Source organism: Streptomyces sp. NPDC102259 (genome assembly GCF_044766465.1).
In the GTDB taxonomy this organism is placed as follows: Bacteria; Actinomycetota; Actinomycetes; order Streptomycetales; family Streptomycetaceae; genus Streptomyces.
This window is the reverse complement of sequence record NZ_JBIWMA010000013.1, coordinates 217,779-230,520: the sequence shown is the minus strand read 5'-3', so window position 1 is coordinate 230,520 and position 12,742 is coordinate 217,779. Positions and strand designations below refer to the sequence as shown.

Here is a 12,742-nt window from a genome sequence, read left to right as displayed (position 1 = left end):
GTTCGCACCCGTTTCCGGCGGACGGCGAAGCTCAGCCGTTCGCGTCACGCTCGTCGTGCCCGTCGCTCAGGGCGGCCTCGACCGTCGCGTGCACGGTGAACACCGCGTCCGCGCCGGTGATCTCGAAGACCCGCGCCACCACGGGCAGCATGCCCGCCAGATGGACTCCGCCGCCGGCCGCCTCCGCCTTCAGGCGGGCGCCGAGCAGCACGTTGAGCCCGGTGGAGTCGCAGAACTCCAGACGCGTGCAGTCCACCACGAGGCGACTGGTCCCCTTGGAGAGGCAGTCCTCGAGTGGTTCACGCAACAGATCGGCGGTGTGGTGATCCAACTCACCCGCCGGGGTCACCACGGCGCTGGAGCCCTCTTGCCGCACCTCGACCAGAAGCCGGCCAGACTGTGCGCTGCCGACCGTCCCGCGGTCCATGCCGTCTCTTCTCCTGAGGTCGTTGACTGCTTGCTGACGCCCTCGCACCCTACGCCTTCGGCCCGCACCTCAACACCCGAACAATCACACACAAACGGACATAGACGGACAAAATGCACTTGCGGCGGGGCAAGTAAAGCGGGTAGGGCTAGTAGAAGCACGTAACCGACACGGTCGGCTTTGGAGGCGCCGCACACCGCAGTGCACCCACTGGCTTCGGCGGCCATACGCCGAGAACGATGGAGGACTTCATGTCACCCCGGCTCGACGCACCGCCTACCCGCGGAGCGACGTCGACACCCCCTCCGGAACAAGAACATCTGAAACCCATCGCGCAGGACACGGCACCGGACGTCGACCCCACCGACACCCTCGCCGGACTTCCGGAGATCCCCCCGTACGACGAGGTCGGAGCCGTCGACGCACGGGCCCTGTCCAAGACCCTGTTCGCACGGCTCGAGTCCCTCGAGGAGGGCACGTACGAGTACTCGTACGTCCGCAACACCCTCGTCGAGCTGAACCTCGCCCTGGTCAAGTTCGCCGCCTCCCGGTTCCGCTCCCGCAGCGAGCCGATGGAGGACATCATCCAGGTCGGCACCATCGGCCTGATCAAGGCGATCGACCGCTTCGAGCTGTCGCGCGGCGTCGAGTTCCCGACCTTCGCGATGCCAACCATCATCGGCGAGATCAAGCGCTTCTTCCGCGACACGTCGTGGTCGGTGCGCGTCCCGCGCCGGCTCCAGGAGCTCCGCCTCGACCTGGCCAAGGCGGGCGACGAACTGGCCCAGAAGCACGACCGGGCGCCCACCGTCGTGGAACTGGCCGAGCGTCTCGGCATCTCCAACGAGGAGGTCGTCGAGGGCATGGCGGCGTCCAACGCGTACACGGCCTCGTCGCTGGACGCGCAGCCGGAGGATGACGACTCGGAAGGCGCCCTCGCCGACCGCATCGGCTACGAGGACCACGGACTCGAAGGCATCGAGTACGTCGAGTCGCTGAAGCCGCTGATCGCCGAACTCTCGTCCCGCGACCGGCAGATCCTGTCCCTCCGCTTCGTCGCCGGTCTGACCCAGTCGGAGATCGGCGAGGAACTCGGCATCTCGCAGATGCACGTGTCGCGACTGCTGTCGCGGACCCTGGTGCGGCTGCGGAAGGGCCTGACGGTCGAGGAGTGACCCGTCCCGTCCGTGTCCGGGCGCCCTCCCGGACACGGACGCCGCTGTCACCCCGGCCGCCCGCCCCCGACCCCTCGTGTTACCCCCGGAAACCTCCCCCTTGTTACTCCCGGAAACCTCCCCACGGAACCCCCTGGGCCACTAGGGTCACCTCCACCACAGACTGACCGGTACGTCAGCAACCGGGCGCGCAGCGCATCCGGCGAGGAGGCGACCCCCATGGCCCGTGCCGACCGCGACGGCGACGACGTGAGCGCCGACGGCTCCGACGCGTACCTCACCGACCGGCTCCGCGCCGCCCCCGCCACCGCGTACCCGGCGCTGCGCGCACTCCGCGCCCGCCACCAGCCCGCCGTCCTGGCCTACGCCCGCCGCTGCACGACCGGCGACCCGGCGGCGCGACGGCTCGCGGCCGAGGCGTTCACCCTCGCCGCCCGGGAGACGGCCCGCGGCAACGACCCCGGCGGGTCCTGGCGGCACCGACTCCTGCTGCTGGCCGGGCAGGTGGCGGCCCAGTGGGCCCTCGACGACCGGGCCGGCGGCCTGGACGCGGGACTGCTGCTCGTCCTCAACACGGCGGCCCCCGGCGGCCCGGCGCCGCCCCTGCTCGCCGCGTTCCGTTCCGTGCCCTCCCGCACCCAGGGCCTCGTCTGGTACGGCGTCGTGGAACGCGAGCCCGCCGAACGGACGGCCGCGCTGCTCGGCCTGACCCCCGAGGACGTCGCGTACGGCACGGGCCCCGCCCTCCACCTCCTGGCCCAGGCCTGCCTCCGGCACCGGCTCGCCGCCTCCGACGACCCGCGCTGCGGGGACTTCCGCCGGCTGATCGAGCAGTCCGTACGTCCGGACGGCCCGCGGCACAGCCCCGACCTCGAAGCCCACATGGCGCACTGCCCGCACTGCGCGACCGCCCACGAGGAGCAGTGCGCCCTGCGCGACGATCCTCGCGGGGTGCTGGCCGAGGGGCTGCTGGTGTGGGGCGGGTCGGCGTACGTGAGGGACGACCGGCAGCCGTCCGGCGGCCGGGGACCGACGGCCGTGAGACGGCCGTCGCGGCGGGTGGCGCTGGCCTCGGCCGCGCTGGGGGTGGCCGTGGTGCCGTTGGCGGTGGCCCTGCTGCTGACCTCGGGGAACTCGGGGGACTCGCAGGACGCGGCGGGCGCGGTCGTCACCGGCCCGTCGACGGTCCCGCCGGTGACCGTGACGGCGACGGTCGCCGCGCCGCCCGCCTCCTCCCCCGCCTCCGCGTCGCCTTCCCCGACGCCGAGTTCCTCCCCCTCCCGTACGAGCGCCCCGCCGCTGCCGAAGCCCACGCCGTCACCGACCCGCGCGCCCGGCGGGACGTACGCCCAGGTCGTGAACGCGGCCACCGGGCGCTGTCTGGAGGTGGCGGGCGACTTCGACAACGGCACGGACGTGGTCACGGTCCCGTGCACCGCCTCGCCCAGCCAGCGGTGGCGGGTGGACACGGCGCGCGGGGTGCTCCAGTCGTACGCCGACCAGGACTTCTGCCTGGACAGCAGGGGGTCCGTGGAGAAGGGCGTGGGGGTGTGGGAGTGCGCCTCGGTGGAGGGCGACCACGGGGCGAACCTGCGGTTCACCGTGGACGGCGACGGAACCGTCCGCCCGGCGATCGCGATCCTGACGGCCTTGACGGCGGACGCGGGCGGCGGGGTGTCGCTGGAACCACTGGACGAGGACGCGGACCAATCGTGGCGGGCGGGGGCGGCCTGATCCGCCGGACCGGAACCCGGCCCGCTCCTGCGAGTCACCCGCCCGGTGACAGGGCGCCGCGAGAACCCTGTTCGTCCTCATCGTGGAAACCCATTGGCCGGATTCCTCCGGGTGACTACTCTGGCCCAGCCCTCTGACCAGCAGAGCCGCTGGGCCAGCCCCGTCCTCTGCTCATGAGGAGACCCATGCCCGCCTCCCCCGGCTCCTCCTCCGGCCCCGCCGCCGGTCCCTCGCGTCTCGGGCGGCTCGCCGATGTTCCGGTGCTGCTCGTCGCCGTCGTGTGGGGGTCGAGCTATCTCGCCGCCAAGGGGGTCACGACCGCCGACACCGTGTTGGCGGTGCTGGTGCTGCGGTTCGCCGTGGTGCTGCCGGTGCTGGTCGTCGCGGGATGGCGGCGGCTGCGGGCGCTGAGCGGGGCGCAGCTGCGCGGGGCCGGGGTGCTGGGGCTGATCCTGGCCGTGATCTTCCTGCTGGAGACATACGGCGTCGTCCACACCTCGGCGACCAACGCCGGGTTGATCATCAGCCTGACCATGGTGTTCACGCCGCTCGCGGAGAGCGCCGTGCGCGGGGTGCGGCTGCCGGGGGCGTTCCTGGCGGCGGCGGGGCTCTCGGTGCTCGGCGTGGCGCTGCTGACGCAGGGCGCCGGGTTCACCGCTCCGTCCGGGGGCGATCTGCTGATGCTGGGGGCGGCCGTCGCCCGGACAGTGCACGTGCTGGCCATGGCGCGGATGGACTCGGTGCGCGGCGCGGACGCGCTGTCGCTGACCACGGTCCAACTGGGTTCCGCCGTGGCCGTGTTCGCGGTGCTGGTGGCGCTGCCGGGGACGGGCGCGTCGCCGTGGGCGGCCGCGGCGGACTTCGACGGCGGGGACTGGCTGGGGCTGGTGTACCTCGCCGTGTTCTGCACGCTGTTCGCGTTCTTCGTGCAGATGTGGGCGGTCCGCCGTACGTCGCCGTCCCGGGTCAGTCTGCTGCTGGGCACCGAGCCGGTGTGGGCGGCGGCCGTCGGGATCGCGCTGGCCGGGGACCGGCCGGGGTGGCTCGGCTTCGTGGGCGCGGTGCTCGTGCTCGTCGGCACCGGGTGGGGGCGGTCGGCGGCGGACCGGGGACGGGAGCCCGCCGAGTCGTCGGCGGACGCTCAGACGACCCGTACGCCGCGCCGCCAGACCCCCGAGACGAGCGGCACGCCGGGCCGGTAGGCCAGGTGGACGTGGCTCGGGGCGTCCAGGAGCGTGAGGTCGGCGTACGCGCCGGGGGCCACGCGTCCCACGTCCGTGCGGCGCAGGGCCGCGGCCCCGCCCGCCGTCGCCGACCACACCGCCTCGTCCGGCGTCATCCGCATGTCCCGCACCGCGAGCGCGATGCAGAACGGCACGGACGAGGTGAAGGACGAGCCGGGGTTGCAGTCCGTGGAGAGGGCGACGGTGACGCCCGCGTCCAGCAGCCGGCGGGCGTCGGGCCACTCGGCCCGGGTGGAGAACTCGGCGCCGGGCAGCAGCGTGGCGACGGTGTCGCCGCTCGCGAGGGCGTCCACGTCCGCGTCCGTGAGGTGGGTGCAGTGGTCGGCGCTGGCCGCGTCCAGTTCGACCGCCAGCTGTACGCCGGGCCCGTAGGAGAGCTGGTTGGCGTGGATGCGGGGGTGCAGCCCCTTCGCCTTGCCGGCGGTGAGGATGGCGCGGGCCTGGTCGCCGTCGAAGGCGCCCTTCTCGCAGAAGACGTCGATCCAGCGGGCGTGCGGGGCGCAGGCGTCGAGCATCTCGCCGGTGACCAGGGCCACGTAACCGGCCGGGTCGTCGGCGTAGTCGGGGGAGACGATGTGCGCGCCGAGGTAGGTGACCTCGTCGGTGTGGGCGGCGGCGAGGCGCAGGGCGCGGGCCTCGTCGGCGACCGTCAGGCCGTAGCCCGACTTGGTCTCGAAGGTCGTGGTGCCCTGACGGAGGGCCTCGGAGAGGAAACGGACGAGGTTCGCCTCCAGTTCCGCGTCGGTGGCCGCCCGGGTGGCCGCCACCGTCGTGCGGATGCCGCCCGCCGTGTAACCGCGGCCGGACATCCGGGCGTTGAACTCCTCGGTGCGGTCGCCCGCGAAGACCAGGTGGGAGTGGGAGTCGACGAAGCCCGGGAGGACCGCCCGGCCGCCGGCGTCGACCCGGTTGTCAGTGGCGGGTGCTTTGCTTGATTCACCGGTCCACACGACGCGGTCGCCCTCGATGACGACGGCCGCGTCCCGGACCAGCCCGAGCGGGGAGTCTCCCCATCCGAGGGAGGGATCGTTGGTGACCAGCGTGGCGATGTTCGTGATGACGGTGGTCGTGCCGTTCGTGCCGGTGCTGCTGCTCATCGTCGTGTCCTCGTGGGGGCGGGAGCCGATGGTGGTGGCTAGGAGTGCAGGGCTGCCACGGCCCGCGCGAGGGCCTGCGGCACATCGGGGACGAGCGTGTGGGCCCCGTCGCGTACGACGTGCCGCCCGGCGACGACCGTGTGCCGTACGTCCGCCGCGGTCGCCGCGAATACGGCCGTCTCGGCGCCGAGCCTGGGCACGGGGCCCGCTGTCCTGACCGAGTCGAGCGCGATCGTCGTGAAGTCGGCGACCGCGCCGGTCTCCAGGGTGCCCGCGTCCGGGTTGCCGAGGGCCGCGTGGCCGTCGGCGGAGGCGGCGCGCAGCAGGGCGGCGGCCGTCCAGTGACCCCGGGTGCGGGTGCGCAGCCGCTCGTTCAGCTCCATCGCGCGGGCTTCCTCGAGCAGGTCGATGACGGCGTGGCTGTCGGAGCCGAGGGAGAGCGGCGAGCCCGCGGCCTGGAGGACGACGGCCGGGCCGATGCCGTCGGCGAGGTCCCGTTCGGTCGTCGGGCACATGCAGGTGCCGGTGGAGGAGCGGCCGAGGAGGGCGATGTCCTCGTCGGTGAGATGGGTGTTGTGGACGCCGGTGGTGCGCGGCCCGAGGACGCCGTGCTCGGCGAGGAGCTGGGTGGGCGTGCGGCCGTGGGCCGCGCGGCAGGCGTCGTTCTCGGCGGTCTGCTCGGACAGGTGCACATGCAGCGGCGCCCGGCGCTCCTCGGCCCAGCGCGCCACGGTCGCCAACTGGTCGGCGGGCACGGCCCGTACGGAGTGGATCGCCGCCCCGATCCTCGCGTGATCCCGTTCCTTGAGAAGTGCACAGCGTTCGGCCCAGGCGTCCGCGTCGCCGTCGGAGAAGCGCAGCTGGTGGGCGTTGGGGGGCTGTCCGAAGCCGGCGGACAGATAGGCGGTGTCGAGGAGGGTGATCCGGACCCCGGCGTCGGCGGCGGCCTCGATCAGGGCCTCGCCCATGGCGTTGGGGTCGGCGTAGGGGGTGCCGCCGGGGGCGTGGTGCAGATAGTGGAACTCGCCGACGGCCGTGATGCCGGCCAACGCCATCTCGGCGTACACGGCGCGGGCCAGCTGGTGGTAGGTCTCCGGGGTGAGCCGGTCGGCGACCGCGTACATGACCTCGCGCCAGGTCCAGAAGGTGCCGGAGCCGACCTGGACGGTGCCGCGCAGGGCACGGTGGAAGGCGTGGCTGTGGGCGTTCGCCAGGCCGGGGAGGGTGAGGCCGCGCAGGATCTCGGCGCCGGGCGGCGGGGTGTCGACGCCCGTGCGGACGGCGGTGATCCGGCCGTCCGGACCCGCGGCGGAGCCGCTCGTCGACACCGTGAGGGCGACGCCCGGCTCGACGTTGGTGTCGAGCCAGGCGTGCTCCAGCCAGTACGTCCGTGTCCGCTGCGTGGGGGTCACCGGCAGGCCAGTCCTTCCAGTACGTCGGCGAGGGCGTGCACCCCGGCCACACAGTCGTCCTCGGCGGCGAACTCGGCCGGGGAGTGCGAGACGCCCGTGGGGTTGCGCACGAACAGCATGGCGGTCGGGATGGTCCCGGAGAGGATTCCGGCGTCGTGTCCGGCGCCGGTGCCCAGGACGGGGACCTTGAGGTCCGTGTCGCTGCCGAGGATGCGGGCGAGTTCGTCGCGCAGGGCGTGGTCGAACTCGACGACGGGCGTGAACGACTCACGGACGACGTCCAGGTCGATGCCGTGGCCCTCGGCGTACTCGCGGGCGGCCTTCTCCACCCCGCCGACCACGGTGTCGAGGGTGCTCTGGTCGGCGGCCCGGGAGTCGAGCCAGCCGCGCACCAGGGAGGGGATGGCGTTGACGCCGTTCGGCTCGACGGAGATCTTGCCGAACGTGGCGACGGCGCCCGCGAGTTCGGCCTCGCGGCGGGCGGCGAGGACCGTCTCGGCGTACGGCAGCATCGGGTCGCGCCGGTCCACGAGGCGGGTGGTGCCGGCGTGGTTGGCCTCGCCCCGGAAGTCGAACCGCCAGCGTCCGTGCGGCCAGATGGCGCTGGCCAGGCCGACCCGCTCCCCGCTCAGGTCGAGGGCGCGTCCCTGCTCCACGTGCAGCTCCACGAAGGCGCCGATACGGGCGAGCCGCTCCGGGTCCGCGCCGATGGCGTCGGGGTCGTGGCCGGCGGCCTCCATGGCCCGGGGAAGGGTGATCCCGTCGCCGTCGGTGAGCCGGTGGGCCTGCTCGAGGGTGAGCCGGCCCGCGGTGAGCCGGGAGCCGACACAGGCGAGTCCGAAGCGTGCGCCCTCCTCGTCGCCGAAGTTGACGAGGGCGAGCGGCCTGGTGAACGTGACGTCCCGCGCGCGGAGTTCGTCGAGGGCGGCGAAGGAGGACACCACGCCCAGGGGCCCGTCGAAGGCGCCGCCGTCCGGTACCGAGTCGAGATGCGATCCGGTGACGACGGCGTCGCCGGCCGTCGGGTCCCCGAGCCACGCCCACTGGTTGCCGTTGCGGTCGACCTCGTACGTCAGGCCGCGTGTCTCGGCCTGGTCCCTGAACCAGGCCCGGCAGTCGGTGTCGGCGGCGGTCCAGGCGTAGCGGCGGTAGCCGCCGGAGGCGGAGCTGCGGCCGACCGGCAGCAGCTCCGTCCACATGCTGTGGAAACTCACGCGTCGTCACCTTCGCGCATGGGCACCCGCACGCCGCGCTCTTCGGCGGCGGTCTCGGCGATCTCGTAGCCGGCGTCGACGTGCCGGATGACGCCCATGCCGGGGTCGTTGGTGAGCACGCGGCGCAGCTTCTCGCCGGCGAGCTTGGTGCCGTCGGCGACGGAGACCTGCCCGGCGTGGATGGAGCGGCCCATGCCGACGCCGCCGCCGTGGTGGATGGAGACCCAGGAGGCGCCCGAGGCCACGTTGACCATGGCGTTCAGCAGGGGCCAGTCGGCGATCGCGTCGGAGCCGTCGAGCATGGCCTCGGTCTCGCGGTACGGGGAGGCGACGGAGCCGGAGTCCAGGTGGTCGCGGCCGATGGCGAGGGGGGCGGCCAGTTCGCCGGACGCCACCATGTCGTTGAAGCGCTCGCCGGCCTTGTCGCGCTCGCCGTAGCCGAGCCAGCAGATCCGGGCGGGCAGGCCCTGGAAGTGGACGCGCTCGCCGGCCAGCTTGATCCAGCGGTGCAGGGACTCGTTCTCCGGGAAGAGGTCGAGGATCGCCTTGTCCGTCTTGTGGATGTCGGAGGCCTCGCCGGACAGGGCCGCCCAGCGGAAGGGGCCCTTGCCCTCGGAGAAGAGCGGGCGGATGTAGGCGGGGACGAAACCGGGGAAGGCGAACGCCCGGTCGTATCCGGCGAGTTGCGCCTCGCCCCGGATGGAGTTGCCGTAGTCGAAGACCTCGGCGCCGGCGTCCATGAAGCCGACCATCGCCTCGACGTGCCTGGCCATCGACTCGCGGGCCCGGGTGGTGAAGCCGGCCGGGTCCTTCGCGGCGGCGTCGGCCATGTCGTCGAAGTCGACGCCGACGGGCAGGTAGGCGAGCGGGTCGTGGGCCGAGGTCTGGTCGGTCACGATGTCGATGGGGGCGCCCTCGGCCAGCATGCGCGGGAGCAGCTCGGCCGCGTTGCCCAGCAGGCCGATGGAGAGCGGGCGACGGGCGTCCCGTGCCTCCACCGCGAGCCGGAGGGCGTGCTCCAGGGAGTCGGCCCGGACGTCGAGGTACCGGTGCTCGATGCGGCGCTCGATGGCGCGCGGGTCGACGTCGACGCAGATCGCGACGCCGTCGTTCATCGTCACGGCGAGCGGCTGGGCGCCGCCCATGCCGCCGAGGCCGGCGGTGAGGGTGATCGTGCCGGCGAGGGTGCCGCCGAACTTCTTCGCGGCGACGGCGGCGAAGGTCTCGTAGGTGCCCTGGAGGATGCCCTGGGTGCCGATGTAGATCCAGGAACCGGCGGTCATCTGGCCGTACATGGTCAGACCCAGGTGCTCCAGCCGGCGGAACTCCTCCCAGTTGGCCCAGTCTCCGACGAGGTTGGAGTTGGCGATGAGGACGCGCGGGGCCCACTCGTGGGTCTGCATGACGCCGACCGGGCGGCCGGACTGCACGAGCATGGTCTCGTCCTGCTTGAGGGTCCGCAGCGTGCGGACCATCGCGTCGAAGGAGCGCCAGTCGCGGGCCGCCTTGCCCGTGCCGCCGTAGACGACGAGCTTGTCGGGGTGCTCGGCGACCTCGGGATCGAGGTTGTTCTGGAGCATCCGCAGGGCGGCTTCCTGCTGCCATCCCAGGGCGCTCAGTTCCGTACCGCGTGGCGCTCGTACGGGGCGGGGTCCTGACATGGTCTGCCTCCTTGCGGATGGGTGATCCCGGCGGGTGTTGCTGTTGTTATTCACATCCTGACTCGATGAATAGGACTAGTCAATACATCGGGGCCACAGCATGCCTCCGCGCGGCGAAAGCCGTGAGGACGGGAGCGAGGACGGGAGTGATGACGGAAGCCAGGACGGGAGTGAGGGGGCGCGCGTCTTCGCGTTCACCACTGCGCACGGACGCGCACGCCGTTGACGCGCGCCGGTGGGCCGGTGTTGAACGGTGGAGAAGGGACGCATGGGGCGCAGATTCGGCCCGAAACGGGGTCAGTCGACCCACGTTAGCCGTCCCGCCGCATGTTCCGCTGGAAAATGCCAGAAGACTCACCCTTCGACGCCTACGTTGCGTAGCTTCTTCATCACTCAGCCGAACCGAAGGCGGGAGGGGAGCCCAACGGTGCCCGGAATCGACGAGTGTCTACTGGAGGCCATGCGGCTGCCCGGTGCCCGGGGCGCCGCGCTGGTCGACTGGACGAGCGGGCTGGCCCTGGGCGCGGTCGGGGAGTTCCCCGGCGGCGACCACGAGGCGGCGGCGGCCGAGGCCGCCGAGGTGGCCCGACTCACCGCGGAGCAGCGGGCGTTCGCACCCGACGGCTACGACCGAAACGACGGCCATGACGGCCAGGGGGGCGGCGGCGGGGCCGCCGATCCCCCGGTCGAGGACCTGATCATCAGCAATCGGGACAGCTACCACGTGCTCCGCTTCGTACCGACGTCCTTCGACAGCAGCGTGTTCCTGCACGTGTGGCTGGCCCGGCCGGACGGCAACCTCGCGCTGGCCCGGATCCGGCTGGGCGAGATGGCCGGACGGCTGGTGCTGGGGTGACCGCGGTGAGAACGCCCCCGCAGGGGACGACCCCGCCGCCCAGGCTGCCCGTGCGGGAGAAGACCGCGGCCCGGGAGCGCGGCAGCGGGCTGTCGCCGATGCTGACCCGGCTCGCGGCCGAACGGGCGACCGGCGTCCTGGAGCGCGAGCGCGGCTCGCTCTACCTCGCCGAGGGCCGTGTGGTGCACGCCGAGAGCCCCCTCGCCCCGGGCCTCGACGTGCTCCTCCTGGCCCACGGCACCCTGGCCCCCGCCGTCTGGCAGGACGCGGTGGACCGGGCCGACGAGGAGTACGGCGTCACCCGGCTGCTGCTCGACGCCGGCCGCGTCCCGCGCGGCGCGCTGGAACTGTGCCACCTGGAGGCGGTGTACGACGCGGCGTACTTCGCGCTCACCCCCAGCAGCACCCCGGGCCACTTCCGGTACGGCGCCGGGCACCGGCTGGGCACGCTCCGGCCGGTCCCGGTCGAGGCGGTCGAGCGCGAGACGCTGCGCCGGCGCGAGCTGCTGCACCGGCTGTGGCCGGACCCGTTGACCGACGGGGCGCCGCTGCGGCGGGCCGAGACCGTCGCGGCGCCGGCGCCGACCGCCCGGCAGCGCGCGGTGCTCGCCTCGGTGGACGGGGTGCGCACCGCGTCGGACATAGCCCGGGAGCTGGGCCGGCAGGCCTTCCACACCCTGGTGGACGTCCGGCGGCTGGCGGCGGCGGGCCTGCTGACCGCCCTCTTCCCGCCACCCCGGCCGCACCGCGCGCCGCCGGCCGCGCCCCCGCTCCGATCCAGGTCGGCGGCCGCGACTCCCGCCGCAGGTCCTGTCGCCCCCGACCCCGCCCCGCCACCGGGCATCACCCTGCCCCGTGTCAACGACCCCGACATCACCTTGCTGAAGAGGCTCAGGGATGCGCTGGAGGCCCTTTGAACGGCAGCGACCGCGCGCCGAGAGGAGCGAGCTGATGGTGTCCGAGCCGGAAATACTCGACGAACTCCGGCGGCTGCGGGCCCGGGTGCCCCAGTTGACCGGCGCCCTGACGGCCGGCGTGGACGGTCTCGTCCTCGCCCACGACACGCCCGGTGTGGAGCCGGAGGTGGTGGCCGCGCTGACCGCCGCCGCCCTCGGCGTCGCGGTGCGGATGGCGGACACGACCGGCCAGGGCGACTTCCGCGAGCTGCTCGTGCGCGGGGTCTACGGCTACGTCGCGACCTATGCGGCCGGTGAGAGCGCCGTGTTGACCCTGCTCGCGCAGGACCGCGTCAACGTCGGCCGGCTGCATCTGGAGGGCCGCCGGGCCGGGGCCCGCATCGGAGAGCTCGTCGACGCGTGGGAGGCGAAGGCGCAGGAGGCGAAGGCGCAGGAGGCGAAGGCAGCCGCCCCGGCTCCGGCCGCAACGCCGGCGAAGACCCCCGCGAAGGCGCCCGTACGGACGCCCGCCAAGCCACCCATCGTACGGACCAGATCGGCGCGCGGATCGGCCACCACCAACGCGCGCACCACCACGGAAAGTTGAGAAGGAACCGAGGAGCACTGTCATGGCCAACACCGAAACCACACTGAAAGAGTGTCTCGCCTCGATCGAGGGCGCGACCGGAGTGGCGCTCGTCGACTACACCAGCGGCATGGCGCTGGGCACGATGGGCGGCAGCAAGACCTTCGACCTGAACGTCGCCGCCGCCGGCAACACCGACGTGGTGCGCGCCAAGATGCGCACCATGGAGCACCTCGGCCTCAAGGGCCAGATCGAGGACATCCTGATCACGCTGAACGACCAGTACCACCTGATCCGGCTGATCAGCGGCCGCGGCGGCAACGGGCTCTTCATGTACCTGGTCCTGGACGCCAAGCGGGCCAACCTGGCGATGGCCCGCCACCAGTTGAAGAAGATCGAGGAGGACCTCGAGGTGTAGCCGGTCCGGCCGGCCCGGCTGG

At 73.1% G+C, this 12,742-nt stretch carries 12 protein-coding genes; 7 read left to right on the top strand and 5 right to left on the bottom strand.

The annotated features are described in order from the left end of the window. Positions 1-31: 31 nt before the first annotated feature. A complete protein-coding gene (locus ACIRPU_RS27935; RefSeq protein WP_403872048.1) occupies positions 32-427 on the bottom strand; it encodes an STAS domain-containing protein in 396 nt (131 codons plus the stop codon). A 239-nt stretch (positions 428-666) separates the two neighbouring features. Here ACIRPU_RS27935 and ACIRPU_RS27930 point away from each other — a divergent pair, with 239 nt between their 5' ends. The 3 genes from ACIRPU_RS27930 (at position 667) to ACIRPU_RS27920 (ending at position 4,538) form a co-directional block, all read left to right on the top strand. Next, positions 667-1,602 carry an RNA polymerase sigma factor SigF gene (locus ACIRPU_RS27930; RefSeq protein WP_403872046.1) on the top strand — a complete coding sequence of 312 codons (936 nt, stop codon included), beginning with the start codon at positions 667-669 and terminating at the stop codon, positions 1,600-1,602. A 219-nt stretch (positions 1,603-1,821) separates the two neighbouring features. Then, a complete protein-coding gene (locus ACIRPU_RS27925) occupies positions 1,822-3,336 on the top strand; it encodes a ricin-type beta-trefoil lectin domain protein (protein WP_403872044.1) in 1,515 nt (504 codons plus the stop codon). A gap of 185 nt (positions 3,337-3,521) precedes the next feature. Next, positions 3,522-4,538: a DMT family transporter gene (locus ACIRPU_RS27920; RefSeq protein ID WP_403872042.1), complete on the top strand. Its 1,017-nt coding sequence runs from the start codon at positions 3,522-3,524 to the stop codon at positions 4,536-4,538. Here the strand turns inward: ACIRPU_RS27920 and hutI are convergent. Genes hutI through hutU form a run of 4 tightly spaced genes read right to left on the bottom strand, consistent with a single transcriptional unit; the run spans position 4,478 to position 9,964 of the window. Further along, positions 4,478-5,677 (bottom strand): imidazolonepropionase, encoded by a 1,200-nt coding sequence (gene hutI, locus ACIRPU_RS27915; RefSeq protein ID WP_403872040.1) that lies wholly within the window; start codon positions 5,675-5,677, stop codon positions 4,478-4,480. The genes ACIRPU_RS27920 and hutI overlap by 61 nt on opposite strands. A gap of 38 nt (positions 5,678-5,715) precedes the next feature. Beyond that, on the bottom strand, positions 5,716-7,089 hold the full coding sequence (locus ACIRPU_RS27910) for a formimidoylglutamate deiminase (RefSeq protein ID WP_403872038.1): 1,374 nt from the start codon (positions 7,087-7,089) through the stop codon (positions 5,716-5,718). Continuing rightward, positions 7,086-8,303, bottom strand: coding sequence for an allantoate amidohydrolase (locus ACIRPU_RS27905; protein ID WP_403872036.1), 1,218 nt, complete (start codon positions 8,301-8,303; stop codon positions 7,086-7,088). Before ACIRPU_RS27905 ends, ACIRPU_RS27910 begins: the two co-directional genes overlap by 4 nt. Continuing rightward, positions 8,300-9,964, bottom strand: coding sequence for a urocanate hydratase (gene hutU, locus ACIRPU_RS27900; protein WP_384121428.1), 1,665 nt, complete (start codon positions 9,962-9,964; stop codon positions 8,300-8,302). The genes ACIRPU_RS27905 and hutU overlap by 4 nt, the downstream gene beginning before the upstream one ends. A gap of 427 nt (positions 9,965-10,391) precedes the next feature. Here hutU and ACIRPU_RS27895 point away from each other — a divergent pair, with 427 nt between their 5' ends. The 4 genes from ACIRPU_RS27895 to ACIRPU_RS27880 are packed head-to-tail and all read left to right on the top strand — an operon-like array spanning position 10,392 to position 12,720. Then, positions 10,392-10,820: a hypothetical protein gene (locus ACIRPU_RS27895; protein WP_403872034.1), complete on the top strand. Its 429-nt coding sequence runs from the start codon at positions 10,392-10,394 to the stop codon at positions 10,818-10,820. Further along, entirely contained in the window at positions 10,817-11,737 is a 921-nt protein-coding gene (locus tag ACIRPU_RS27890; RefSeq protein ID WP_403872032.1) for a transcriptional regulator, read from the top strand. The genes ACIRPU_RS27895 and ACIRPU_RS27890 overlap by 4 nt, the downstream gene beginning before the upstream one ends. 34 nt (positions 11,738-11,771) lie before the next feature. After that, positions 11,772-12,323, top strand: a complete 552-nt coding sequence (locus tag ACIRPU_RS27885) for a roadblock/LC7 domain-containing protein (protein WP_403872030.1) — start codon at positions 11,772-11,774, stop codon at positions 12,321-12,323. 22 nt (positions 12,324-12,345) lie between these two features. Continuing rightward, entirely contained in the window at positions 12,346-12,720 is a 375-nt protein-coding gene (locus ACIRPU_RS27880) for a hypothetical protein (RefSeq protein ID WP_020128504.1), read from the top strand. Positions 12,721-12,742: the final 22 nt, after the last annotated feature.

Excerpts from the sequence above, each read along its gene's own strand:
- ACIRPU_RS27935 (WP_403872048.1), bottom strand. The coding sequence starts at position 427 with ATGGACCGCGGGACGGTCGGCAGCGCACAGTCTGGCCGGCTTCTGGTC.
- ACIRPU_RS27930 (WP_403872046.1), top strand. The coding sequence starts at position 667 with ATGGAGGACTTCATGTCACCCCGGCTCGACGCACCGCCTACCCGCGGA.
- ACIRPU_RS27925 (WP_403872044.1), top strand. The coding sequence starts at position 1,822 with ATGGCCCGTGCCGACCGCGACGGCGACGACGTGAGCGCCGACGGCTCC.
- ACIRPU_RS27920 (WP_403872042.1), top strand. The coding sequence starts at position 3,522 with ATGCCCGCCTCCCCCGGCTCCTCCTCCGGCCCCGCCGCCGGTCCCTCG.
- hutI (WP_403872040.1), bottom strand. The coding sequence starts at position 5,677 with ATGAGCAGCAGCACCGGCACGAACGGCACGACCACCGTCATCACGAAC.
- hutU (WP_384121428.1), bottom strand. The coding sequence starts at position 9,964 with ATGTCAGGACCCCGCCCCGTACGAGCGCCACGCGGTACGGAACTGAGC.
- ACIRPU_RS27885 (WP_403872030.1), top strand. The coding sequence starts at position 11,772 with ATGGTGTCCGAGCCGGAAATACTCGACGAACTCCGGCGGCTGCGGGCC.
- ACIRPU_RS27880 (WP_020128504.1), top strand. The coding sequence starts at position 12,346 with ATGGCCAACACCGAAACCACACTGAAAGAGTGTCTCGCCTCGATCGAG.